The organism is Methanosarcina sp. DH1, from assembly GCF_020804205.1.
In the GTDB taxonomy this organism is placed as follows: Archaea; Halobacteriota; Methanosarcinia; order Methanosarcinales; family Methanosarcinaceae; genus Methanosarcina; species Methanosarcina vacuolata.
On record NZ_WJBJ01000021.1, the window covers coordinates 174,774 to 201,723 of the forward strand.

The 26,950-nt window shown below is 42.0% G+C and carries 16 protein-coding genes; 10 read left to right on the forward strand and 6 right to left on the reverse strand.

The features are described from left to right. The first annotated feature begins 43 nt into the window (after positions 1–43). Genes brxC through brxL form a run of 5 tightly spaced genes read left to right on the forward strand, consistent with a single transcriptional unit; the run spans position 44 to position 13,063 of the window. Positions 44–3,475 carry a BREX system P-loop protein BrxC gene (gene brxC, locus FXW07_RS12025; RefSeq protein WP_229395640.1) on the forward strand — a complete coding sequence of 1,144 codons (3,432 nt, stop codon included), beginning with the start codon at positions 44–46 and terminating at the stop codon, positions 3,473–3,475. A gap of 20 nt (positions 3,476–3,495) precedes the next feature. Further along, entirely contained in the window at positions 3,496–6,861 is a 3,366-nt protein-coding gene (locus FXW07_RS12030; protein ID WP_229395641.1) for an N-6 DNA methylase, read from the forward strand. Further along, a complete protein-coding gene (locus FXW07_RS12035) occupies positions 6,858–8,663 on the forward strand; it encodes a DUF262 domain-containing protein (RefSeq protein WP_229395642.1) in 1,806 nt (601 codons plus the stop codon). The genes FXW07_RS12030 and FXW07_RS12035 overlap by 4 nt, the downstream gene beginning before the upstream one ends. Then, a complete protein-coding gene (pglZ, locus tag FXW07_RS12040) occupies positions 8,664–11,018 on the forward strand; it encodes a BREX-1 system phosphatase PglZ type B (RefSeq protein ID WP_229395643.1) in 2,355 nt (784 codons plus the stop codon). Continuing rightward, positions 11,015–13,063 (forward strand): protease Lon-related BREX system protein BrxL, encoded by a 2,049-nt coding sequence (gene brxL / locus FXW07_RS12045; protein WP_229395644.1) that lies wholly within the window; start codon positions 11,015–11,017, stop codon positions 13,061–13,063. The genes pglZ and brxL overlap by 4 nt, the downstream gene beginning before the upstream one ends. Positions 13,064–13,424: 361 nt before the next feature. Here the strand turns inward: brxL and FXW07_RS12050 are convergent, their stop codons facing one another. The 5 genes from FXW07_RS12050 to hcp all read right to left on the reverse strand — a co-directional run bounded on the left by FXW07_RS12050 (position 13,425) and on the right by hcp (position 17,694). Further along, positions 13,425–13,781, reverse strand: a complete 357-nt coding sequence (locus tag FXW07_RS12050) for a DUF488 family protein (RefSeq protein WP_048118469.1) — start codon at positions 13,779–13,781, stop codon at positions 13,425–13,427. Positions 13,782–13,890: 109 nt separating this feature from the next. Then, entirely contained in the window at positions 13,891–15,066 is a 1,176-nt protein-coding gene (locus FXW07_RS12055) for a glycosyltransferase family 4 protein (RefSeq protein ID WP_048118471.1), read from the reverse strand. Positions 15,067–15,144: 78 nt separating this feature from the next. Then, a complete protein-coding gene (locus FXW07_RS12060) occupies positions 15,145–15,573 on the reverse strand; it encodes an ester cyclase (RefSeq protein ID WP_048118473.1) in 429 nt (142 codons plus the stop codon). A 45-nt stretch (positions 15,574–15,618) separates the two neighbouring features. Then, complete coding sequence (locus FXW07_RS12065) at positions 15,619–15,957, reverse strand: cupin domain-containing protein (RefSeq protein ID WP_048118475.1); 339 nt, start codon at positions 15,955–15,957, stop codon at positions 15,619–15,621. Between the two features lie 108 nt (positions 15,958–16,065). Further along, positions 16,066–17,694, reverse strand: a complete 1,629-nt coding sequence (gene hcp / locus FXW07_RS12070; RefSeq protein ID WP_048118478.1) for a hydroxylamine reductase — start codon at positions 17,692–17,694, stop codon at positions 16,066–16,068. A 491-nt stretch (positions 17,695–18,185) separates the two neighbouring features. Between hcp and FXW07_RS12075 the strand changes: the two genes are divergently transcribed. The 5 genes from FXW07_RS12075 to FXW07_RS12095 all read left to right on the forward strand — a co-directional run bounded on the left by FXW07_RS12075 (position 18,186) and on the right by FXW07_RS12095 (position 24,071). Beyond that, positions 18,186–19,043 carry a 4Fe-4S binding protein gene (locus tag FXW07_RS12075; RefSeq protein ID WP_048118481.1) on the forward strand — a complete coding sequence of 286 codons (858 nt, stop codon included), beginning with the start codon at positions 18,186–18,188 and terminating at the stop codon, positions 19,041–19,043. A gap of 720 nt (positions 19,044–19,763) precedes the next feature. Further along, complete coding sequence (locus FXW07_RS12080) at positions 19,764–20,567, forward strand: zeta toxin family protein (protein ID WP_229395645.1); 804 nt, start codon at positions 19,764–19,766, stop codon at positions 20,565–20,567. A 399-nt stretch (positions 20,568–20,966) separates the two neighbouring features. Beyond that, positions 20,967–22,769 (forward strand): indolepyruvate ferredoxin oxidoreductase subunit alpha, encoded by a 1,803-nt coding sequence (gene iorA / locus FXW07_RS12085; protein ID WP_229395646.1) that lies wholly within the window; start codon positions 20,967–20,969, stop codon positions 22,767–22,769. After that, positions 22,766–23,365, forward strand: coding sequence for an indolepyruvate oxidoreductase subunit beta (locus FXW07_RS12090; RefSeq protein ID WP_229395647.1), 600 nt, complete (start codon positions 22,766–22,768; stop codon positions 23,363–23,365). The genes iorA and FXW07_RS12090 overlap by 4 nt, the downstream gene beginning before the upstream one ends. A 439-nt stretch (positions 23,366–23,804) precedes the next feature. Next, entirely contained in the window at positions 23,805–24,071 is a 267-nt protein-coding gene (locus FXW07_RS12095; RefSeq protein ID WP_048123681.1) for a hypothetical protein, read from the forward strand. A 669-nt stretch (positions 24,072–24,740) separates the two neighbouring features. Here FXW07_RS12095 and FXW07_RS12100 read toward each other — a convergent pair. Further along, complete coding sequence (locus tag FXW07_RS12100) at positions 24,741–25,931, reverse strand: type II CAAX endopeptidase family protein (RefSeq protein WP_229395648.1); 1,191 nt, start codon at positions 25,929–25,931, stop codon at positions 24,741–24,743. Positions 25,932–26,950: the final 1,019 nt, after the last annotated feature.

Below are 26,950 nucleotides of genomic sequence, written 5' to 3' on the forward strand. Positions count from 1 at the left end.
TGAACAAGTAAAGAGTTTATGGAAGTCCTCAGAGGCATTTTAGATGAAAAATAGAGAAATATACCAGAAAGATCCGGCCAGTATAAAGCTTGTAAACGAGGGTGTAGCTTACGTAAATGACGATAAGACTCTCCAGGCGATGAAGGTTCTTCGTTACGAGCTGGATACCTTTGTTTGTGACGGACAATATCAGAAGGGCTTGGAACACATTCTGGAAACTTACCTCCGAAATATCAGTGAAGCGCAGCAACCAGGAGTTTGGGTCAGTGGCTTCTATGGATCAGGAAAGTCTCACCTGGTGAAAATGCTTCGCTCTCTGTGGGTAGATGTGACCTTTGATGATGGAGCTACTGCACGCAGCATCGCCAGTCTCCCAAAGAACATAAATGACCTGCTAAGAGAACTCAGTACCCAGGCAAAGCGGTACGGTGGACTTCATGCAGCTTCCGGTACGTTGGGAGCAGGTTCAAGTGAGAGCGTCCGACTGGCACTTCTCCGCATCATCTTTAAGTCGGTTGATCTTCCAGAGCAGTATCCAGTGGCCCGTTTTGTGATGTGGTTGAAGAACGAAGAGATCTATGAGACTGTACGTGGCTATGTGGAGCAAAATGGGTACGATTGGGATGAGGAACTGGACAATTTATATGTGGCTGAAGGTCTTCATGCTGCACTCATCCAAGCCAAGCCCAATTTATTTGCATCAACTGAGACCTGCGCAGAAATTCTCAAGAATCTTTTTCCTTATGTCAAGGACATCAGTAGCGACGATATGATCAAAGCTATCCGTCAAGCTCTGACAAATGAGGGGAAGTTCCCGCTTACTCTTATTGTACTTGACGAGGTTCAGCAGTATATAGGCGAAAGCAGTCAGCGTTCTATGGATGTCCAGGAAGCTGTGGAAGCCTGCTGTAAGAACATTGGTGGCAAGCTCCTGTTCATCGGGACTGGGCAAACAGCAGTAACCGGAACGTCAAACCTGAAAAAGCTGGAAGGCAGGTTTACAGTTCGTGTTGAGCTTTCAGATTCCGATGTAGACGCTGTCATCCGCAAGGTTATTTTGGCTAAAAAACCCCAAGCCATTTCTACTATTGAGCAGGTGATGCAAACCAATCTGGGAGAAATCTCCAGGCATCTTGCAGGAACGACTATTGGGCACCGACAGGAGGATATTCAATATTTTTCCCAGGACTATCCAATCCTTCCGGTTCGCCGCCGTTTCTGGGAAAACACCTTGAGAGTGCTCGACCAAACAGGTACGGATAGCCAGCTTCGTAACCAGCTCAGCATGGCCCATAAAGTAATTCAGACCAAGCTCGATGATCCTCTGGGACACGTTGTCACGGCAGATTATCTCTATTTTGATTCTGCAGATAAATTGCTTCAATCTCGTGTTATCCCCAGGAAGGTGCATGAGAAAACAATGAGCTGGATTAAGGGCTCCGAAGATGAACGGCTTATGGCCAGGGCCTGTGGCCTAGTGTTCCTTATCAATAGGCTTGCCGGAAGTAATAACGAAATTGGAATCAAGGTGACTGTTGACACTCTTGCAGATTTGATGGTGGAAGATCTATCTCAGGGTAGCAGTTACTTGAGGAGTAAGCTCCCAAGTCTTCTGGACAACTGCGAGCTGCTAATGAGAGTAGGAGATGAGTATCGTATCCAGACCGAGGAAAGTGCCGCCTGGAACGATGAATTCTTCAGTCAGCGGAATCAACTAGCTAATGAAGCTCATCGCATCGATACTGAACGCGATGATCGTATTCGCCGCAAGTTCGGTGATACTGTAAAAAAGATTTCTCTAAAACAGGGTGTCTCTAAGGTCTCACGTGACGTTTATTCAATCTTTGATGCACAGTTGCCTTCGGACAGTAACAAGAAAATCTGTGTCTGGATCCGAGATGGTTGGAGTATAGATGAAAAATCTATTAGAGTGGATGCGTTGCAAGCTGGAAACCAATCTCCAACTGTTTTTGTTTTCATCCCTAAACGTTCAGCTGATGATTTGCGTCACCATCTCATCGATTACAAGGCTGCCAGTGCTACTTTAGATAAGAAGGGTGTACCCAATACGCCCGAAGGAACCGAAGCTCGTGCTGCTATGGAAACAACAAAGCAGAGCGCTGAAGGTCAGATTAACGAATTGCTGAATGAAGCTTTTTCTGGAGCCCGTGTATTTCAGGCGGGTGGAAACGAAATTCTTGGAAATAACTTGCAGGATATGATACTTGAAGCTGCTGGAAACTCTCTCCAGCGACTGTACCCCCAGTTCCATGTCGCTGATCATAATGGGTGGGAAAAAGTATACTCCAATGCCAAAAAAGGTTCTCCTGATGCCCTCAAAGCAGTAGGTTATGAAGGTGAACCAGCTACAAACCCGGTATGCAAAAATATTCTGGGATTTATTGCAGGGGGCAAGAAAGGTTCAGAGATCCGCAGCCATTTTGAAAATGAAAATTTCGGATGGTCTGGAGATGCCATAGATGGTGGACTCCAGGTGCTTCTAGTAGCAGGTCTCATACGGGCACAGGACGAACACAGGCAAAGTATTGATCCCAAGGAACTGGAACGAAAAGCCATAGGCAAAGTTATGTTCAAAGTAGAATCTTCCACGGTAACAACTCCACAGAGGCTTCAGGTACGCAAACTCCTTCAAAAGCTGGGTTGCCAGTTCAAACAAGGAGAAGAACTAGCAGTTATACCTGAATTTCTTCAGAAAATGAAGGGATTAGCCCATCGTGCTGGAGGTGAAGCTCCTAAGCCGGAGCTGCCAAATATCTCATCATTGGAAGAAATTCGCCTAGAAGTCGGAAACGAACAACTTCTTTCTCTCTATAATCGTAAAGATGAACTCACACAGGCTATCGATTATTGGAACAATTTGGCTGAGCGTATAGAGGGGCGCTGGCCTTCCTGGACAAGTCTTCAGGAATTACTTAGGCATGCAGGAGAAATGAAAGCTGTACAGGAAGCACGCCAGCAGGCTGAAACCATCGAACATCAACGCCTGTTACTGACTGACCCAGACCTGATTCAACCTCTTGTTAAGTCTCTTGAAGATGTTTTACGCAAGGAGCTGACGGCTCAACAAAAGCGTTATGTCGATGAACTGGAAAAACAGAAACAACAACTGGAAGCAGATTCCTCATGGAAGGAACTTTCAAAAGATGAACGCGAGCAAGTGCTCATTAAGTGTGACATTACAGATGTCCCGGAAATTACTGTTGGTACACATGATGAACTTTTGAAGGCACTGAAAAAGTATCCGATTAATTCATGGAGCGACCGGATTGATGCCCTGAGCAACCGTTTTTCCAAAGCACGGGAACTGGCAGCCAAATCCCTTGAACCGAAAACCCAGACAATCGATCTCCCACGCCGCACCTTCAAAACAGAAGATGATATTGATGCCTGGGTTCAGGACGTAAAAGAACAGATTAAGACAGCCCTGAGTAAGGGCCCAGTTGTAATTAGGTAATTAATTCGGAGGATTTGAGAATGAAGCCTCTTGAAAAAACATTGAGAAATAAACTCGAAAAAACGGTGAAGGAAGCCAGGGATACTGCTGAGGCAGCGACTCGGACATCATTGGAACAGCTTGGCGTTGGTGAAGCTTCTCCTTTTGCCTACCTTTCTGAAGATCAGAAAGAACTTCGCCGTAAACTCCGTGCTCATGGCCGACAGCTTGGGGATCAGCGTAAACCTGAAACCGGAACTCAGGAAATCGACCGACTCGTCGAAGAAGTAGCATACGAACACTGGCACCGTATGTTATTTGCCCGTTTTCTTGCAGAGAATAATCTGCTCATGTATCCAGATCCAGTTGATCCTGTTGCTGTGACTCTCGAAGAATGTGAAGACATGGCGTTCGATGAAGGTGCAAAGAATGGCTGGGAAGTAGCTTCCCGTTACGCTGCCCGAATGCTACCACAGATCTTCAGACCCGATTCACCTGTATTTCAGCTCATATTGCCACCAGAACATCAGCAGAAGCTTGAAAAATTATTAGCAGATTTGCCTTCAGAGGTATTCACTGCTTCCGACTCCCTTGGCTGGGTTTACCAGTTTTGGCAAGCTAAGAAAAAAGAAGAAGTTAATGACTCCGAGGTGAAAATTGGCGCTAGGGAACTGCCTGCTGTCACACAGCTCTTCACAGAGTCTTATATGGTTAACTTCCTTTTAGATAATTCGCTAGGAGCGTGGTGGGCAGCACATCGATTGACCGAGGAGGATCTTAAAACTGTAGCCAGTGAAGAAGAACTTCGAGAAAGAGCATCACTTCCAGGTGTGCCGTTAGAATATCTTCGTTTCATTAAAACTGATGACGGTGTATGGACACCAGCTGCTGGAACTTTTGACGGTTGGCCAGAACATCTGAGCGAACTTAAGACTCTCGATCCCTGCGGTGGATCTGGACATTTTCTTACAGCCGCTTTCCTTATGCTAGTGCCAATGCGCATGGAAATGGAAGGACTTACTGCAAGGGAAGCAGTAGATGCAGTTTTGTGCGATAATCTGCATGGTCTGGAAATTGACAGACGCTGCGTGGAGCTAGCAGCCTTTGCTGTTGCTTTTACTGCTTGGCGTTATCCCAATGCTGGTGGGTATCGAATTTTGCCAGAAATACAAATTGCCTGTTCAGGGCTATCTATAAGCGCAAAAAAAGAAGACTGGCTGACACTTGCTGGTGATGATGCAAATCTGAAGGTTGCTTTGGATACACTGTATGAGCAGTTTATTCAAGCTCCGGTTCTGGGTAGCCTGATAACTCCTGGAATAAGTTTTTCTAAGGGCAATTTGATTGGAGTAGAGTGGGAAGATATTGCACCACTCCTGGCAAGAGTCCTTTCCAATGAGAAAGATGAAGAAAAAATAGAAATGGGCGTGGTTGCTCAAGGACTCTCGAAAGCAACCATTTTAATGGCTGAAAAGTATCACTGGATTATTACTAATGTACCATATAAGAAGACAGCAGAAATGGTTTCTTTGGTTAAAGATCACTTTGAGAAATACTATCCAGAAGGAAAGACTGCATTAGAAACTGCATTTTTAGACCGCTGTCTTAAATATTGCACCAAGGGTGGTAATGTCTCTGTTGTTCTTCCTCAGAATTGGCTCTTCCTCACTACTTACAGAAAGTTTCGAGAGAAACTTCTTAGAAACTACAATTGGAATCTTATTGCTCGTTTAGGATCTGGAGCCTTTGAAACGATCTCAGGTGAAGTGGTTAAGGCCATACTCATTAGCATCAGCCGAGATGATAGTATTGCCTCCGTAATTTCCGGAATCGATGCTGCTGAACCCTATCAGCCCTTAGAAAAGGCAGAAAAATTGCGGTATGGGGAGATCAAGAGAATAGTACAAGCAAAGCAGCTTAAGAATCCAGATGCTAGGCTGATTTTTGAAGAATCTGCTGAAATACCACTTCTTGAAAAATATGCAAAAGGATTGCAGGGTATTTCTCCCGCTGATTTACCTCATTATGGTCGAAATTTTTGGGAGCTAAATAAGATTTCAGATGAATGGCACTTTTGGCAGAGTACAATTTCATCTATTGCATACTATGGTGGTAAAAGTCTTCTGTTGTGGATGAATGATGATTTTAGAGCTGCGCTAAATAATGGAACTGCATATTTAAGAGGAAAAGAGGCATGGGGTAAGTACGGTGTATTGATTAAGCAAATTGGCTCGCTTCCATGTGCTATTTATTCTGGGGAGAAGTTTGATACCAACTGTGCTGTTATCTTACCGATAGATCAATCTTATTTATTGCCAATTTGGTGCTTTTGCTCTTCTAAGGAGTACAGTGAGAGTATTCGTTCAATTGATCAGAAGTTAAATGTCACAAACGCTACCCTTGTTAAAGTTCCCTTTGACCTTGAATATTGGATTAAAGACGCTACTGAAAAATACCCTGAAGGCTTGCCTAAACCTTATTCTGAAGATCCGACCCAATGGATTTTCCACGGGCATCCAAAAAAAAGTGACGAATCCTTACAAGTTGCTGTGGCCCGTCTACTTGGCTATCGATGGCCCGCTGAGCAAGACCCTGAGATGGAACTCTCCGATGAAGCGCGAGATTGGGTGAAAAAATGCGACGAGTTGATTTCCTATGCTGATGAAGATGGCATCGTTTGCATACCTCCAGTTAGGGGAGAAGCCTCTGCAGCCGATCAGCTCCTTAACCTACTGGCTGCTGCATATGGTGATTCATGGAACAATGACAAGCTCTCAGAATTGCTAAAACAAGCAGATCATGCGGGTAAACCATTGGAAACCTGGCTGCGTGAGAAATTCTTTACTCAACATTGCAAGATTTTCCAACATCGGCCATTTATTTGGCATATATGGGACGGCCTGAGAGACGGTTTTGCAGCTTTAGTTAACTATCATAAATTGGATAAAAAGCTGCTTGAGACACTGATTTACACTTATTTAGGAGATTGGATCAGCCGCCAGAAGCAGGATAAAGCAAATGGTGTTGATGGTTCACAGGAAAAGCTTGATGCAGCTGAGAGCCTGAAGAAAAAACTTGAACTTATCCTTGAGGGTGAAGCTCCTTACGATATTTTTGTCCGCTGGAAACCCATTGAAAAGCAGCCTGTTGGTTGGGATCCCGACCTCAATGATGGAGTACGTCTCAACATCCGACCATTCATGAGTGTACCTGATGTGAGCAAGAAAGGTGCAGGTGTTCTCCGGGACAAGCCTAATATCAACTGGAACAAGGATAGGGGAACAGATGTTGGATCAGCTCCTTGGTATAACCTTGGTCTTGAATATGGAGGCAAAAAAGGTGACCGCATCAATGATCACAATCTGAGCCTGAAACAAAAGAAGGAGGCAAGGGTGGCTGCAAAATGATTAAATCCGTAAATAATTACCCTATTTCTCAACTTTTCGATATTGAAGCTAATGTTGTATATACCGTTCCTCGGTACCAGCGGGAATATACATGGGGGAAATGGGAATGGGAAAAACTCTTTGATGACATCCTTGAAAATGACAATGGTTACTTCCTCGGTTCCATCATTTGTATCAATCAAAGTACTGACGCTCTCTCAGTTCAGCAGCTTGAAGTAGTGGACGGTCAGCAGCGGATGACTACTCTGTCGTTGCTTTTTGCTGCCATTTACTCATGCCTGAAGTCACATAAGGATCTGCTTACTGAGGATCAACAAACAGACTTACTCAATCTAAAAAGAAAGCTGGTTCTCAAGAAGGACGCAGACCAGATACGTGTGATGCCTCAGGTTCAGAACCATAACAAAGAGGATTATCTTTCTGTTCTAAATGAAGCTGGAGTCGTCAAATCCTTTAATATTCCTCCCAATGCTGGAAACCGGAGGATCTTCAAGGCTTATCGGTATTTCCAGGAGAGAATAAATGCTCTCGCTGGCCACTCAGAGGAAGAACTGGCAGCTATTATGGGATTTGGGGAAAGAGTAAGTCTGGCAACATTGGTAAAAATTGAAGTAGAAAGTCACTCGGACGCTTATATACTGTTTGAATCGTTGAATAACAGAGGTGTGCCACTAACACCTATTGATCTCATTAAAAATAAGTTATTAGCTAAATTGGAGCAGATAGATCCTGGACACATTGACCAGCATTTCAATAACTGGAACTATCTTTTGAATTACCTGGGAGACGATTATACAGTTCAGGAACGGTTTTTCAGACAGTACTACAATGCATTCAATAACGAATTCAAGCCAATTATCAAAGATGTCCAGAATGCTTCAGTAGCTACACGTTCAAACCTCATTAAGATTTATGAAAAACTAATCGTGAATGATGCAAACGGCTTTTTTGAAGAGATTCTGCAGGCTGGTAAATGTTATTCTTTTATACTTAATCCAAAACAGGAAGAATTGTATGCTTCTCTTTCCAGGCCATTAAAAGACCTTGAACGCATCCAGGGTGCTCCTTCGTATCTATTTCTTTTATTCGTTTTGCTCAAAAAGGAACGCTACCTTCTTGACGAAATGCACCTAAACAAAATTATCCAATTGCTTGTCCGTTTCTTTGTGAGAAGGAACCTTACAGACACTCCTCCTACAAGAGATCTAACCCGCCTCTTCATGAATCTTATTAACAAAATAGATGGGCTGAAAGGCGATGAAATTGTTAGGATAGTTGAAAAGGAGCTTGTAGCTGTTTCCGCTAATGATGAGGTATTTCGTAGACTTCTTGAAGGGCCGGTTTATTCAGAAAACTCCGAAGCTGTTCGTTTCATCCTTTGCGCATTGGAAGAAAAAGCCAAGACACGAGAGAGCATGGTGGATCTTTGGGCAATGGAAGGAAAAAGATACGTTTGGACTATAGAACACATATTCCCCCAAGGTGAAAACATTCCTCAGCCGTGGATAGATATGATTGCTGAGGGGAATAAAATAAGAGCTAAAGAGTTGCAGGCAAAATATGTCGATCGTCTCGGAAATCTGACCATTTCAGGGTATAATAGCAATCTAGGGAACAAAAGTTTTGAAGAAAAAAGAGACAGGAAAGATAAACAAGGGCGCTATATTGGATACCTAAACAGCCTCTATCTGAATGAAGATCTCGTGAAAACTGACAAATGGAACATCGAAAGCATCGATTCAAGAACTTCCAGGCTCGTTGAAGAGACGCTAAACCTTTTTGCCCTGAAGGAGAAGGAATAAATGCGTTTCATAGAACATTTTATCAAAAAAATTCGTCAGGCTGCAGTTTACAATTCGGATGTGCAGGTAGCTCCTGCCTGCATTTTATGGCCGGACAGCGACAGGCAATGGGAGGCTGTAATTTCTAACCTGCAGAATGAGCTGCCTGAGCTCTTTGTCCTTGGTGACTACGATCCAGAAAAACGATCAGGGCCGGCGATCTGGCTGCGCTGTGTAGTTGCAGGTAAAGTTGATGATGTTGATCTGCCGAGTGACAGGACACCTATTTTCTACCTTCCGGGCTTCAGCCGCCAGGACTTACGGGCTGTGGAAAGCTGTCCTGACCAGCTAAAGCCTCTGGTTTCACTCCAGTACCTTGGAGTGATCTGGTCGCAGGTCAATGCCAAGGATTGGACTATCCTCGCTTTCCTCAAATCTGACCAGGGGGGCATGGGCCTGGATGTCGCTCTGGACAACGACACCAAGAATGCCATGCAAATGGCTCTTTGCCCTCTGCTGGATGAAGAGATAGAGCTCCTCAAAGGTAAACGGCTAGACAAGGACTACTTTAATACTCTACTTACTGGGGGCGACCCTGTCCGTGACTTGCTTCAATGGCTTGATCATGGGGATACCTTCCGTGCTGAACATGACGAAAACGAATGGAAAGCTTTCGTGGAACTTTGCAAGTCTCAGTTCTCTTTTGATCCGGAAAAAGATGGAGTTATTGTTGGAGCGACAAAACTGGCTTGTCATGAAGGATCCTGGAATCCTGTTTGGGATAGATACCGAGAAGCTCCAAAACGATATCCTAGTATCCCTGCCCAAATACGCAAATGCAAACCACCCAATGGGACAATCCAATGGCACCTAGGGGGAGGCAAATTTGATGGCTGGCCACAGTGGAATGAAACCCAGGAGAATAAGCTTCGCACAGATTTGAGTGCTCTAGAGAGCATGCCATCTCATGAAGCCCGTAAAAAGCTTACAGAACTTGAAACCCAGCATAAGTCAAGACGCAGTATGGTATGGGCGGAGTTGGGTGAAGCTCCTCTTGCACGTGCTATGGAACACCTTTCTGTTCTTGCCTCTACCACGACTACCGCTCTGGCTGCAGGTTCCGTTGATGACCTCATGGCTGGTTACACGAATGCCGGTTGGAGAGCTGACGATGCCGTGATGAAGGCTCTTGCATGTGTGGAAAATGAAGAAGACTTTGAGGCGATCAAAAAAGCAATTCAGTCTATTTATATCACTTGGGCTGAAGAATCCGCCAGATACCTGCAGAAGATTGTGGAAAAATCAGGGTATCCGGGTGGTAGTGCATCCATCTGCAAAACACTTCAGTACAAAGATGGAGAATGCGTCCTGTTTGTAGACGGACTTCGATTTGATACCGCTAAAAGGCTTGTGGAAATGCTTGCTTCAAGAGAATATAAGGTAGAAGAAAAAACAGTGTGGTCAGCTCTTCCCAGCATTACAGCGACGGGTAAACCTGCAGTGACCCCTGTGAGAGATAAGATAAAAGGTGAAGATTCCAGCACTGACTTTGAGCCCGTTGTTGCTGAAACTGGTCAGTCCCTTAAAGGTGGTTACCATCTGAAAAAGTTGCTAATTGATGGAGGATGGGAGATTTTAGAACGCTCATCGAGTGGCAATGTAAATGGTCGTGCCTGGTGTGAATTCGGCAACATTGACCACGACGGTCATGACAGGGGATGGAAACTCTCCAAGCATCTTGAGAGCACGTTGAGCGAGATTCAGGACAGGGTAATTCGTCTTCTTAAAGCTGGGTGGAAGAGTGTCCATATAGTCACTGATCATGGATGGCTTCTATTGCCAGGTGGATTGCCGAAAACCGATTTATCAAGTGTGTTGGCAGATAGCAAATGGGGTCGCTGTTCCTCTATTAAACCCGGCGCCAATACAAGTGAGCGACTCTATCCGTGGTACTGGAACACAAATCAGTATTTTGCGTTAGCAGATGGTATTAGTTGTTTCCGTAATGGTATGGAATATGCTCATGGTGGTTTGAGCCTCCAAGAGTGCCTAACACTGGAACTAAACGTTTCGTCTGGAATCTCGAAGGTTTCAGCTGTTTCCGTGGAACTTACGGATATAGTTTGGAAGGGGCTGAGGTGTACCATTGCTGTTGATGGAGAATTCTCCGGTTTATCACTTGATATTCGCACTCAACCAGGAGATCCATTTTCCAGTGTGGTTGTGAAAGTAAACCCGTTGAAAGATAACGGAACAGCTTCTGTAGTTGTTGAAAATGAAGAATTGGAAGGGGTCAGTGCAACTATCGTTCTGCTTAATTCTAATGGTCAGCTTGTGGCCCAAACTGATACAGTCATCGGTGGAGGTAAAGAATGAGTGAATTGGATCAGATAGACAGGCTGGCTGCCTCGTCTCTTGATGGATATCTGGTCAGGAAAGATCTTGTTCGGACTTTCAGTCGTCAATTTCCAGTACCTACCTACGTTGTAGAGTTCCTTCTGGGACGTTACTGCGCAAGTATAGATAATGATGAGATAGAGGAAGGACTTGAAATCGTCCAGCGGCAGTTAAATTCTCGCACCGTAAAGGCAGGAGAAGAAGAACTTTTTAAATCCAGAGCAAGGGAAAACGGTGAAGTGAAGATTATAGATCTCATTACTGCCCGCCTTGATGCTAAAACAGACTCCTATGTAGCAACATTACCTAGCCTTCAGTTAACAGATGTTAGAATCAGCTCTGAACTGGTAAATGAGCACGAAAGAATGTTGACTGGAGGGTTCTACGCTGAAATTTCTCTCAATTATGATGCAGCCATTGCCCAGGAAAGCAAGGGACGACCTTTTGGAATTGAAAGCCTTAGGGAGATCCAGCTATCTAAGAGAGATGTACTGAATGTTATGGCAGAGGCCAGGAAAAAATTTACTACCGAAGAATGGAAGGCTTTTCTACTTCGAAGTATAGGCATCGAACCAACTACTCTTTCTGAAAGAGTAAAGAACGCATTCCTTCTAAGGATGGTGCCTTTCGTAGAACGCAACTATAATCTTGTGGAGTTAGGGCCTCGCGGTACCGGAAAAAGTCATCTCTTCCAGCAGATTTCACCTTATGCTCATCTAATCTCCGGCGGAAAAGCTACAGTAGCAAGGATGTTTGTAAATAACTCCACCGGTCAGCGTGGACTTGTCTGTCAGTATGATGTAGTTTGCTTTGATGAAATTTCTGGCATCAGCTTCGATCAGAAGGATGGTGTCAATATCATGAAAGGATACATGGAATCCGGTGAGTTCAGCCGGGGCAAAGAGAGTATCCGTGCCGATGGAAGCATGGTCTTGGTAGGTAATTTTGAGGTAGATGTTGAGCATCAACAACGTGTTAGCCATCTCTTCGGCCCCATGCCTCCGGAAATCCGAGATGACACTGCTTTCATGGATCGTATTCATGCTTATCTTCCAGGGTGGGATGTTCCCAAGATCAACAAAGAATTACTCACTGATCACTTTGGCCTAGTCAGTGATTTCCTTTCGGAGTGCTGGAGTCAGCTTCGCAATCAGAGCCGAGTTTCTCTGCTCCAGAACCGTGTTTTTTACGGAGGTGCGCTCAGCGGCCGGGATACAAACGCGGTAAACAAGACTGTTAGCGGGCTTTTGAAACTGCTCTATCCCGGAGATACCACAGAAATTCCAGAGGAGGAACTTGAATGGGCTGTCCGGATTGCTATGGAAGCAAGACGCCGTGTTAAGGAACAACAAAAGAGAATCGGTGCAGCAGAGTTTCGGAATACCCATTTCAGCTATGTTATGGGAGAAGATGGAATAGAAAAGTTCGTCTCTACACCTGAGCTTCAGAGTGAAAACAGCATCGGAGGAGATCCTTTGGAACCCGGACAGGTTTGGGCCATTAGCCCTGGCAGTATAGACGAACATCCTGGACTATACCGTATCGAAGTAAATGAAGGCCCTGGATCAGGTGTGAAAATTCTAAATAAACCGGTTCCACAGGCTTTCCGTGAGAGTGTGAACTATGCTGAACAGAATCTCTATTCTAGGTTTATGCAACTTGTAGGAGACAAAGATCCTCGCCATCATGAATTTACAGTCCAGTTACGAGCTTTTGATGTCTCAAAGTCTGGAGCAAAGCTCGGAATGCCCTCTTTAGTTGCCCTCTGTACTTCATTATTAAGGAGGAGTGTTCGTGGTGGTTTGATCATAGTTGGCGAAATTGCTTTGGGTGGTTCCATTGAGCCTATTCATAATCCCGTGACTATTGCAGAAATTGCTGTTGAAAAAGGTGCAACTGCCCTTCTTATGCCCGTTTCTTGTCGCCGTCAGCTTTTCGACCTATCTGATGATATGGCAACTAAGATTGATATTCAGTTTTACTCGGACGTTCGAGATGCTTTAGTCAAAGCTATGGTTGACTGATTTGAGGTAAATTATATGTCTAAAGATAAAAGAAAAGATGGAGATTCCTCTGAACAATTCGTGCTCATTTGAACAATTCGTGCTCATTAATACCTAAGGGAAGAGATCTTAATTGCCGCAACTAAGGTTTTTGAGGAGATACGATCTAACTTTTCCCGTTGGATTTCTTCTTCTATAACTTGCCAACTAAGGATTAAATTTCAAGAAGTATGGCTGAAAATACAGCCATTATTTGGCTTTTTGGGTGTACTTTTAAACGTAAAGCACGGATTCTGATCTGCGCTCATCTATGTTTATCCTTGGTTTATTGATAATATAGGGGGATCGATACACATTTTTTGTACTATCCAATTTTTCGCGATCATGGTCTCTTTAATTTGGAGTTCAGATACTCCTTTAAAACTACGGCGTTATTAAAATCTTCATTTTTTGCGGCGTAGAGTAGGGTCAGGTCAGTTTCTTTCGCTTTATCTATGAGTTTCTGTACATACTCTTCTTTTAGCTCCAGTTCTTCAAGATAGCATTTCCTGAACTCTTCCCATTTCTCAGGATTATGTGAAAACAGTTTTCTAAGCTCGTCCCTAGGAGCTATCTCCTTTAACCACAGATCAATCCTGACTTCATCTTTTCGAAGCCCCCTAGGCCAAAGCCTATCGACAAGTACCCTGAATCCGTCCTGGTCTGATGGCTGTTCATAAATCCTTTTCAGTCGAATCAACTACTTCCCCCCCCTTTTAATTATTTAAACATTTTCTGAGTTCATTTAGTCATTTACTCATTTTTGACTTTCTGGATGGGCTCTAAGAGAAACATCAGCTTCTTGAGTTTCAAAAACTGGATTTGTGCTTTTCAACCAATTTCTCATATACTTCCAACGTTTTTTCCGCTATGGTTTTCCAGTTGTATTTCTGTTTAAGAAGATCGTTCCCTTTTTCTCCCATCCTGTTACGACCAAGCCCTTCAAGGATATAATTTAGACCCCAGGCAATAGAAGAGGGTTCTTTATAAGCAATAATACCTGTTTTGAAGTTTTCCACAAGGGCGACTGCATCACTTGCGACTATCGGTTTACTTGCATCCCAGGCTTCAAGTACGACAATTCCGAAAGGCTCGTTCCTACTAGGAATGCAGACAAGGTCACAGGCATTAAACCAGTCTATCACAGTATTATCCGGGGCATACCCAAGAAAGTTACAGGAATTACCGATCCCAAGTTTATGAGCTTGATACTCACAATGGGCGCGCATTTCTCCTTCTCCTATGAGTACAAACTGTGCATTCTTTTTCTTCAGAACCCTTGCCGCAGCTTCTATTAGCAGGTCAGGCCCTTTCTGATATGCCATCCTTCCAGTAAAAAGCACAACTGGAAGACACGGATGAATGCCATAATGCTTTTTTATATTCCCTGGATCGACTTCTCTTTTAATCTTTCCCACATTTATGCCGTTAGGAATTTTCCAGAGTTTGTAATCGGGAATTTTGTAAATTTGCTGAATTTCTTTTTTTAATATTGTCGAAGTAATGATCACATCGGAGCATTCGTACCCTCCGAGCCATTCCCTATGCGAGATTTCCTTTGCCTCCCACCAGTCTCCATAACGATTTCCATTACGTCCCCATTCAGTGCTGTGAAAAGTCAGAACAAAGGGCAGCCCGAACTCGGCTTTTATTCTGCAGAGAACATTTACAGGATGCCAGTCGTGCCCATGCAAGACGTCAAATTCACCTGCTTTCTCTCTTACATTCAGGAACCGATTGTACATATTTTCGCACATCAGGTTCATCTGTTCCACTATCCCCCCAATTTGATCACAGGTAACTCTGTGATAGTGGACGCCAGTAATTATCTCATCATTATTTTCGTGGCCCCGTGTAAAAAGGTGAACTTCGTGTCCCTCAGCTGCAAGAGCTTCTGAAAGTTCGGATACATGGGGGGCAATTCCCCCAACACGTATGGAATACAAACTTTCCCAGGAAAACATTCCTATTCTAATTTTTTTCATAGGTTCACTTATCCCTTTTTGTCAAGGTGAGGGTCAAGGAACTAAATCCCAAACAGAATACTGTGTGCCTGGCGGAGTTTAATCCTGGTTCCCAGGTGAAGACAAATTCCTTAACTGTTCCATCAGGCCGAGAAGGTTAGCCTCACCCCATAACTCGACAATCTTACCATCTTTAATACGGAAGATCTCTATACCAGTCATAGTTATTGGTTTTCCTGTGATCGGCAGACCCATAAAATCGCCTTTATGTATACCATGGGCTGTGAAGCGAGCAGCCACATTATCTCCTTCGGCAATCATATCTTCTATTGTAACATTAAGATGCTCGAAGGCTGCTCTGCATGAGGTGATTACTTCTTTTATTCCATTTATTCCTGAAGATACAGGAAGAGGAACATGAAGAGTGAAATCAGATGATAGCAGTTCATTGGCAATATTTAGATTTCCTTTAGAGGGCCCTTCCTCAAAGAATCGACGGACTATTGCTTTATTCTCTTCTGTAGACATATTTCTCCTCTATTGTTTTATTTATCCTGTTCGTGTGATTAAATCTTACAGCAAACGTGTGGATTCAGTTTGCCTCGGGACTTTAACAACAAGTACTCTAAAGACTCCATCTCCAGGATTCAAAAGGCGATGAGGAACTTTTGCAGGACTTTCAATTAACGTATCCCTGCTGACCTCCTGTTGTTCATCCCCAATCTCAACTACGCCTTTTCCCTCCAGAATATAGAAAAAGACATCTGTTGGAGTGATATGCTTTTTTAAAGCTTCTCCTGGCTTGAGTTCTATGTGTACTGCTTGGGCATGTTCTGTATCATAAAGAGTCCGAACGCTTACATTGTGAGGATTTGGTTTTTCAGGTGAAGACTTCATCTCAATAACTTTCATATTGTTCCCTCTTTTTAACCATAATTTTATGTTATCCTGTATATTTTTACAAATTATGCTAGTGTTGCATCAATGTTTGTTGACGCAACACCAGTTTCTTCCTGAAGCTCATGCTTGATTCAGAAGCACTTTCATATCCGCTTCAACGGTTGTGTTTGGCCTGATATTGAAATTATCAACCAGCACTTTAAGAACGTTTGGAGATACACAAGCCGGAAGTGTTGGGCCTAGGGTGATGTTCTTTACTCCAAGACTCAAAAGAGCAAGCAGAACAAGCACGGCTTTTTGCTCATACCATGCTATGTTGTAGGAAACAGGGAGATCATTTATGTCCTTGAGACCGAAAGCCTCTGCAAGTTTCTGAGCTATTACTACAAGCGAGTAACAGTCGTTGCACTGCCCGGCGTCGAGAACTCTCGGGATTCCTCCTATATCTCCAAGATCCAGTTTGTTATAGCGGTATTTGGCACAGCCAGCTGTCAGAATTACTGTGTCTTTTGGCAGGGCTTTTGCAAAATCTGTGTAGTAAGCTCTTTCCTTATGTCTGCCGTCACAGCCTGCCATAACTATGAACCTGCTGATTGCTCCACTTTTTACGGCATCTACGATCTTATCTGCAACAGAAAGGGCTGCATCATGTGCGAAACCTCCAACTATTGTTCCACTTTCCAGTTGCTCGGGAGGCTTGCTCATTTTTGCCTGTTCTATAAGGGGATTAAAGTCCTTTGTGCCATCTTCTTTTTCGTATATGTGGGTAAGCCCTTCAAAACCCACGACTCCTGTAGTGTAGATCCTGTTTCTGTATGATTCCCTTGGTGGGATTATGCAGTTTGTTGTTAGCAGGATGGGGCCGTTGAATTTTTCGAACTCTTCGTTCTGTCTCCACCAGGCATTTCCGTAATTGCCTACGAAATTGTCATATTTCTTAAAGGCAGGATAAGAGTTTGCAGGCAGCATCTCACCGTGGGTATAAACATCGATTCCTGTGCCTTTCGCTTGTTCAAGGAGCTGTTCGAGATCTCGAAGGTCATGCCCACTGATAAGTATTCCAGGCCTATCTCTTACACCTATGTTAACTACTGTTGGTTCAGGGTTTCCATATGTTTCTGTATTTGCTTTGTCAAGCAGGGCGAGGACAGCTACACCTTTCTGTCCACACTCCAGGACAAGACCGATTAGAGCTTCCACTCCTAAGCTGTCGTCTGTTGTTGCAACCAGTCCTTTTTCTATAAACTCAAAGCTTGCTTCATCTTTATATCCCAGAATATAGGCATGGTGTGCATAAGCGGCCATTCCCTTCATCCCGTAGGTAAGAAGTTCTCTAAGGGATCGGATATCTTCATCTGCAGTTGAGTGAACAGCAACATCCAAATTTCCTATGTTTTCAGGGGTAACTGTAGCCACTGCAGGCAGGTCTTTTTCGGCATCTATTATTCCCGAAGGAAGCTTTGCCTTAATGTTGTCTCTGAGCTCAAATCCTTTCTTTATAAAGGATTCAATTTCCTCCTTGTCAAAATTAGTGTTAGTAAGAGTGGCAAAGAAGCCGTCGAGAATAAAACGATCTGTTGCTTCTTCATTCAGACCTGCAGCCCTTGCTTTAAGATTATAAAAAGAGATGCTTTTGAGAACATAGATTAATCTGTCCTGAAGATCTGCAACTTCTCCTTTCTTGCCACACACTCCATTTTTCGTACAACCTATTGACTTAAAAGTTTCTTGACATTGATTACAAAACATACTTTATCACCTTTAAAACTGTTATTCAGTTTACTCCCAGTTTTTTCATCCTATCATATATAACGATTCAGTTTCTTAATCATTGAGGTGTAGTGTAATATAGTTGTAGAATGTATCTGTAAAAAATACAATAGGGAACTATTTTCTATACGATAGTGGCTCATATATAGGAGACAGTTTCGATATGGGTACTTTAATAATAAAAATTCAATTTCACAAGCTAGAGCTTGGATTTTGTTTTCTAGGCTGCAAACAGTAGAGATTTTTCTTTTTGTTGACACTTCATTCCGTCTTCAACAGTTTCCCTTATGACATTCGATCTTGTGCAGGATAGTAGCCCCGGGTAAAGGATATTTCTCCGAGCAGTCGGTACAGGGATAGAAATTCCACGTTTCGGGTTCGGATTACAAATAGCAATCTATAAGGAAAATCGAATCATTAACAATTTTTATATACATCCATAATAATGCCTTTTCAACAAGTGACCTTATATGAGTGAGAAAAAAATAGATGAGTCTTTACTCAAAAGTAAAGGATTTCTGCCTCAGAGGCAGGAAAACATGGTTTCAATGCGGGTTAGAGCTACTAGTGGCAGGATTGACGCAGAAAAGCTGCGTGCAATTGCTGATGCTGCCGAGAAATACGGACATGGATATATCCACATAACTTCAAGGCAGGGAATTGAGATTCCTTTTGTCAAACTCGAAGAGGCTGAAGAAGCAAGTTCTGAACTTGAGAAGCAGGGAGTTTTGAGAGGCTCGTCTGGAAAGCGAGTAAGAGCAGTAGTTGCCTGCCAGGGAAATGAGGTTTGCAGGTTTGGGTTGATCGACTGCCAGCAAATAGCAAACAGGATAACTGAAAAATATGTAGGAGAAACTGTTCCCAAAAAACTCAAGATTGCAGTAACTGGCTGTCCATCGGCTTGCGTAAAACCCCAGGATACCGATTTTGGAGTAATGGGTACGACAAAACCACAACTTATCTCAGAAAACTGTGTTGGCTGCAAGCGCTGTGAAAAAGCATGTAAAATGGAAGCAATAAAGGTTCTCGATGATAAAGCCAGCATAGATAGGGAAAAGTGCATCCTTTGCGGGTTATGTATAGCAGCCTGCAGGAAAGATGCGCTGAGGGCGGAAAAAACCGGATGCACAATCTTTGTCGGAGGTAAGCTGGGAAGGAAGCCTGGGCACGGGACAAAGCTTCTTGAGCTTGCTGACGAGGGGCAGCTATTTTCGATTCTAGAAAAAACCTTTGAGTATTACAGGAGAGAAGGCCTTGACGGAGAAAGGTTAGGAGATCTCTTTGACAGGCTGGGATTTGAAAAATACAGGAAAGAAGTTCTTCCCTGAAATTTCTGAGGTTTTTCCGGTAGCACTGATGAACTCATAATACTCCACCAGAGTATTGACTTTGATTCTGTAAATATTAAATTATTTTCAATGTATGTCGAGAATTTCAGTCATTATTTGACTTTTTGGGTATACTCTGAACCATAAATTAACCTACATATGTATTAAAATAATTAGATGTTTGAGGCACTCAATTTCCGTTTCTTATGAGTTCTGAGGCACAAAAATTGTCCCATCTCTATCAGGATAAAAGCTAAATCATAAAGCTAAATCATGTGCAGAAGAAATAGATCCTAAATCCCCGAATTATTAAAAAAGATCAAAACATGCGTAATTATATACTAAAACTTCATAGCTATTTATGGGGATTTGCTCACCCCGTTACATCCCACATTCCAGGTCGGGAGAAGGTCTTTCGAGATCGTTATTCTCCATGACCAGCCTTTAATCTCCATTTAAAAACGGATACATTTTCTCACTACTGGCATCCACTTTTGAATTTTGGTATCATCTCTTTCTGATTATTATCAGGTTATAATCATTATTCTAAATAATTTTTTATATTTATTCATTCTTTCTTTTTCTCCGTGATCTTCGTTTTTTCACTTTCTCCACTTTTCCTTTCATTTTCATTTTTCATCTGACTATTCAGGCAAGAAAGTGTTTAAAGGAAGCGTTTTTAATTCAGCAGGAGAAATTACTGGGATAGGTGAACTATATATGAAAATCGCAGTATGCGGAAAAGGAGGAAGCGGAAAAAGTACGATTTCGGCGCTCCTGGCAAAGGAAATGGCAAAAACTAAAAACGTGCTTGTACTCGACATTGACGAGTCCAATTACGGGCTGCACAGCCAGCTAGGAATGGTAGCTCCTAAGGATCTTATGGAATATTTTGGAGGAAAAACCGGCTTTAAGGAAAAACAAAGGGCTGCTCCCAAAAAAACGCAGTTCCTGGGGCTTGCAGCCAGTGGGAGTACTTCAGGTCAGCCAGCTCAACAGAAGTCCCGCTTTTTTGATAAGAGGTGGAGCTTTTCCGACCTCCCGCCGGAATTTGTGGAAGAAAAGGACGGAGTCAAGCTGATGGCAGTTGGCAAAATTCACAATTTCGGAGAGGGCTGTGCCTGTCCAATGGGAGTTCTGACAAGGGAATTTCTTGAAAACCTTGACCTTGGAAAAGATGATCTTGTAATCGTGGATACCGAAGCCGGCACTGAACACTTCGGGCGTGGGGTTGACAAGGACTTTGACCTGATCCTTGTTGTTGTTGATCCTTCTTACGAGTCTCTAAGGCTTTCAAAGAAATTTGATGAATTTGGCGCACAATGCGGCTGCAAGGTTTATTTCGTGCTTAATAAGGTTGAACCGGACATAAGGGAAGAGATGCTAGCGTCGGTAAATTGCACGAATGTAGTGGCTGAAATCCCGGAAAGAAGAGAAATATTTAAGACGTCACTTAAGGGCAAAGAACTTAATTTAGAGCTAGATGAAATCAAGAAGCTTGCAGAGTTTCTGAGGAAAAATTAAATTGTTTATTCATAAGCTGGACAGTGAGCAAACTGTTACCAGCTTTTAACTATTACCAGCTTTTAACTGTTGCCAGCTTTTAAATCTATTTTTATGTTCTCTCAAAAACTGTAACTTCCATTGTTTCTTATTTTTTTCTGCAATTTGAGATCGTACAGGAAGAGAACTTCAGGGCACTTATCCGAAAGTATATTATTGATCGTGTTATTTGAATAATGCAAAAGTTTTACCTGGTTTCGGACAGCAGGTATGGTTTGTTAAACTGTCCTTATGAAACTTCAGATTTGCTGTCACCAATCGAGTAAATCACTTAAATTTGCTGATATGAATCAATAAGAATATATTTAATCTGTTATCAGAACTATATTTTTTCCTGTTTAAATACTGGAGACAATAATTATGACAATGCGTGAGTACATGCTTGGAAACGTGGCAATTGCCCGCGGGCTTCTTGAAGGTGGCGTGCAGGTTATTGCAGGCTATCCCGGAACTCCGTCGTCGGAGATTATAGATACGCTTGCAGCCCGAAAAGACCGGGATTACCATATTGAATGGTCGGTTAACGAAAAGGTGGCAATGGAGGTTGCAGTCGGAGCTGCCTGGACAGGAGTTCGTTCTGTAGTGACAATGAAACATGTCGGGCTAAATGTTGCAGCCGATCCCTTTATGACTCTAGCGTACGCAGGGACAAAGGGCGGGCTGATTGCAATCGTTGCTGATGACCCATCGTGCCACTCATCCCAGAACGAGCAGGATACGCGGCGTTATGCCCATTTTGCCCTTGTGCCCTGTTTTGATCCCTCAACCCCCCAGGAAGCAAAGGACATGCTACCCTATGCCTTTGAATTTTCCGAAAAGTTTGAAGTTCCTGTGATCTTCAGGCCCACAACCCGGATTTCGCACGGAAAGTCAGATATTGAGCTTGGAGATATACCTGTCGAAAAACCGGCTCCTAATTTTGAAAAACTTCTGGACCGCTGGGTCATGCTTCCAAAGAACGCACGCCCACGCCATACTCATATCCTTTCTATCCAGCAGTCCATTGAGGACGCCCTTGCCGAATCTCCCTGGAACTCCCTTGAGCTTAAACCAGATGCAAAATTCGGAGTAATAGGGGCAGGCATTGCCTCAGCGTATGCAAAAGAAGCACTTGTGGAGCTTGGACTTGAAGTTTCTTACCTTAAAATCGGAGCGTATCCAGTTCCGAGAAAACTAATTCTTGAGCTGCTTGAAACCGTAGACACCGTACTGGTGTTTGAGGAACTTGAGCCTATCGTAGAAGAACAGGTAAAGATGATTGCACAGGAAGCAGGGATTGAGGTTTCAGTGCTTGGGAAAACTAATGGTTTTGTACCAAGAGAAGGAGAACTGGATGTAAGTGCCTTCCTTGAGGCCCTTAAGAAAACCTTCGACCTTGAGACTGAAGCTGAAACATCAGGCACATCTCTTGAACTTGCTCCTCGCCCGCCTGCTCTCTGTGCAGGCTGTTCTCACAGGGCGACTTTTTACTCAATGAAAAAGGTCTTTGGAAAAGATGCAATTTACCCCAGCGATATCGGTTGTTACACCCTCGGAATTCAGAGCGGGACTGTTGAGACAACACTCTGCATGGGCTCAAGTATCAGCGTTGCTTCAGGGCTTTACCATGCAGGAGAAAAGCGGCCGATCTGCTGTTCCATAGGAGACTCGACCTTTTTCCATTCAGGCATGAACTCGCTCCTGAACGCAATTGTCAATAAAGCAAATATCACGGTTACTATTCTGGACAACCGTATTACAGCCATGACCGGACACCAGCCAAATCCAGGCGTCGGGTATACGGCAACAGGAGAGCAAACCGTACAGGTTTCACTTGAAGAGCTCTGCAAAGCAATGGGTGCAGAATTTGTATCGGTTGTCGATCCTTATAAACTTGAAGAGATCCAGGAAGCTTTTAAGGCAGCAAAAGAATTTGAAGGCGTAGCTGTGGTTATTGCCAGGCAACCCTGCGTGATTTCAGGAAAAAGGGCAGGTATACGTCGGGCCCCCTATGTTGTTGATCCTGAAAAATGCGAAGGCTGCAAGCAGTGTGTTAAGTTCGGATGCCCTGCAATTGAGTTTGACGAGCAAAATAAATGTGCTTTAATTACGGCCCTTTGCAGTGGGTGCGGGGTCTGTGCCCAGATCTGCAAGTTTGATGCGATTCAGGAGGTGAAACGATGAGCCAGGCTGAACAAAAGAAATTAGATCTCCTTATTACAGGAGTAGGAGGACAGGGTGCAATTCTTGCTTCTGACATTATAGGAAAAGCCGCAGTTATTGCAGGAATGCCTATCCGGGCTGCGGAAACTCACGGCATGGCCCAGCGTGGAGGTTCGGTTGTAAACCATATTCGGGTTGGAAATGACTATGGGTCCATGATCCCGAAAAAAGGTGCAGACCTTCTGCTTGCCCTTGAGCCTATGGAAGCAGTCAGGTACCTGGATTTCCTGAAGGACGGCGGAATTATTATAATGAATACGCAACCCATAATTCCTGTAACTATTACCTCAGGCCTTACGAAATATCCGGAAGTCTCAGACATTCTTGATTTTCTTTCGGAAAAATACATAGTCAAAGCCTTTAATGCAGATGACCTGGCTTACGAAGCAGGGAACAGGCTTGCAATGAATGTCGTGATGGTGGGAGCAGTCTCAGGCTATCTGCCGATTCCTAAAGAAATCCTGCTTGAAAGTGTTAAAGCCCTTGTGCCGCAGAAAACAATTGAAGTGAATCTCAGGGCTTTTGAAGCGGGAAGACAAAAAGTAGAGGAAAGTTAAATCTTTCCTTTTACTCTTTTTCAGTGAAGACTTTTTACTTCTTGCAGTGAAAAAATTGCTTATTATCCTATTTTAGTCACTAAGACAAGTGTGTAAATTTCACAAATACTCATTGTAAATCTTTTTAATTCTCTATAGATTCCAATAAGCTACTAATGCTAATAGCTCTGTACATTTCTATTCAGAGCTTGAAGGATCACTCATTAAATTATATGCACAAACAGAATATATCTATCTAGAATTTTCGAAATACTTGTTAATTAATTCGGAAACCGGAGAAGTAATTTACACTATTTAAGAATTAAAGTTTAGTAGAAAACTTTTTTATACTATTACGTTATTTGTATCTTAAACTATAACATTCTTTTAAGGTACTTGCAATACCTAAGCAGGTATCTTATCATTTAGAAAGGAAATATCATTGGTGGAAGGTGTTACTATGTTACTAAGTAGTATCTCATCTAGTATTGTCTCAAGCGCCGCTGCATCGAGCGCGGTAACTATGATCACGACTCCAGGACTTCCTCAGTATGGAGCTGCAATAGTTGTTGGATTAATAGCTCTTCTCTCTCTAAAAGAGGTATTTTCAGCATCTGAGAAGTGGAACAAATATCTGAACAATTCCTTTAATATGGCAATTATTCCTTTGTTCTTCAGCTTTGTGGCAATTGTGGCTTTTAATGTTGCAGCGATTATTTTTGTCTGATTATAGCTATTAAATAATATTATATTATTTTTTATCTTTTTTTAGATATCAGCAATTAAATTTTTTATTTTTTGTATCTTTTTTATCAAAAAACCTGTTTTATCTCATATTTCTATTTTTGATACTTTTGTATAATTAAAAATCACAAAAGTATAATTATTATAGTCATCCATTAACAAAACGATCAAATATCAAGGGATTATTATCCCAAATTGGCAGGGTTCGAAATGTGCATTTTATGTTTAATCCAAATAATTTTTATGCGTCTTCGGTTAAGTGAGGAATAGTGATAATTGCACCGATTTCCTCAACAGTCATCAAATAGTTGAATAAGTTCTAAGCTGGACCAGGGTATCTATTTCACGTAAATAGGCCAAAATATAAGATGGCTCCTAATGCAAAATCGATAGCTTTCAGGCAAGAAAATTCCTTAACCAATGACCAATAAAATAATTTCTGTGTCTATTCAGCTCTCCATAATCAATACCAACTCTAATTTTCCAGTGCGCCAGTTTTCCTATAAAATTAAAATATTAAAAATATAGGGAGTATTATAATCTTCAACGTCGGAAGATTAATTTCCACCATATAAATAAATTTGATTTCAAATATACAGCAAATTCGCAACACTGCCAACAACTGAATACTTATAATGATTTTAAGAACGTTTCAGAATACTGTCCAGCCACTCAGATAATGGGGTAAAATCCCAAAAAGGAAAACATTGACCAGGCCGTGCAGAACAACAACAAAGGGCAGACTTTTTGTCTTGTAGAAAGCAAAGCCCATGAAAAGTCCTACAAAACCTGTATATAATACTTCATGGAAGGTACCATATCCCGAGTGCATGAGACCGAATAGAAGCCCTGCAATTAACACTGCTTCTTTCACACCGAGTGCATCTTCGAGCCTTGTCTGGAGGATTGACCTGAAAATAAGTTCTTCAACTAAACCCACGAAGAACACCATTATAAAAGTGAGTATAAGCAGGTTTACAATAGAAAGTTCCTTAATAAGGTAGCCTGGATGGATGGTCAGGTATTCTCCAAGCCCAAGCAGAAAGCCCAGTGGAATTGAAAGAATAATATAAACCGGAAGATTCTTTGCAGTAATCCCTATATTCTCAAAAGAAGAACGTTGATTAATTACTATAAGTGCCAGGGGAACTAATAGAGGGCCATAGACAAAAACGAAAGTATAAAGGGTGGTATTAAAAAATACAGGCATGGAAAGATTTACCAATCTAAGGATAGGGAGAAGCATTAGAGCCTGATAAATTCTGTATACTTTGAGGTTCTTTATGATTATATCGGAAAGAGATAATGCAATTAAAACTCCGATATGTATCCAGATAGCGATTTGCATTTTACCTGCAAAGATTAGGAGTTCTGCCAGGCCTATGAATACAATAGGTATTGCAGTAAAGAGCCTGATTCTTTCTGCCTCGAATTCTTCCAGATTTATGTCTTCAATCCCTAATTTTTTCCAGGTTTTATGTGGATAGAGCTCTTCTGGAGGACTTTCGATCAGTTCTTGTTCTTTTGAAGCCATGTGTCGATATATTAAAATAATCAGAGCTGCTGCTCCAATTCCTGCAAAAGCGTAAATAATATCGACATATTGTCCCATTTTCTGGAAAGGCCCTGAATTCTCATCGGATAAGACAAATGTGGAAAAGCCTGGTTCTTCCGTATTGTTGGAAGGTATCAGTTTCAAAACAGGCCCTGTCTGTGAGGATGAGGAATTATTTAAGTCACTACAACATGCAGGAGAAACTGCCAGTAAAGCCAGACTCAGCACTGAAATAATTATTAGAAAATTCAGCTTTTTCTGATTCGTATGAATAATTCTTTTTTTCATTGGAACTCCTTCTTTCACTCAGGGCTAACTTACTCTATTTGTGCAAACCTGCCTGATATTCCACAACCTCTTATTGTGAATAATATATAAAGTTTTGTTTATAGTTTTTTATTTTTGATTAAAAGTTTTATTCCTTAAGCTCATATGGAAAAATCAAATTACATGTTCCATTCATCCTGGAGAAACTGTCCAATTATTACTGCCAATAAGAGACTAACCCCTTCTTTTTTAATTTAAAGGTCTTATAATACTTTCTTTTCGTAATATTTGACTCTGAAATTGAATTGTCGGATATCCTTAAAGGATTGGATATGCTTTGGATGTTGCACAGTTTGATTTTTCAACAGCTTTTCAATAGGATCGGTAGATAGTTGCATTTCTGAGTTAATTTTCCAAGAACATTTTTCATCCATTTCCATCAGTAAATGCGGAGAATGAAAAAGAGGACAAGATGAACTTGAATTAGTCATAACTGATGAGAAAACCTAGAATTGGGTCATGGATGCCTGCAGACTGATATAAAATCAAGTATTTCTAATGATCTCGTTTCTATAGTTATTTTCTTGTTTTCTGAAATTTATCATATTATGTCCAGCTGCAGGATACTTTTATAACATACAATTCAATGATAATAATATTATATTAGTTCTGTTAACTGAGTACTTTTTATTTTCACTATATTTCTTTTTATTAACGTACAGTTATATTAACTCACTAACTTTATATATAATCAACTAATTTAGTATATTTATTAAATAAGATTATATGATTTATATAATCGTTCCGTATAGTTTCCAAGTAGAGTAGTTAAATTTGTATTCCTCTGCCAATACAAACAAGATTCTATCGTATTGATAAGACATCTTTGTTTCACATTATGTATTACTGGGCTAAATATAAAATTATTATGGGGTATATAATATATTTATATTATTATATGTTAATCATTTTAAATTATATTCTAAATGATAGTCATTATCCGCAAGGATCAAAATTCCATGATGCTTAAAACAATTTGC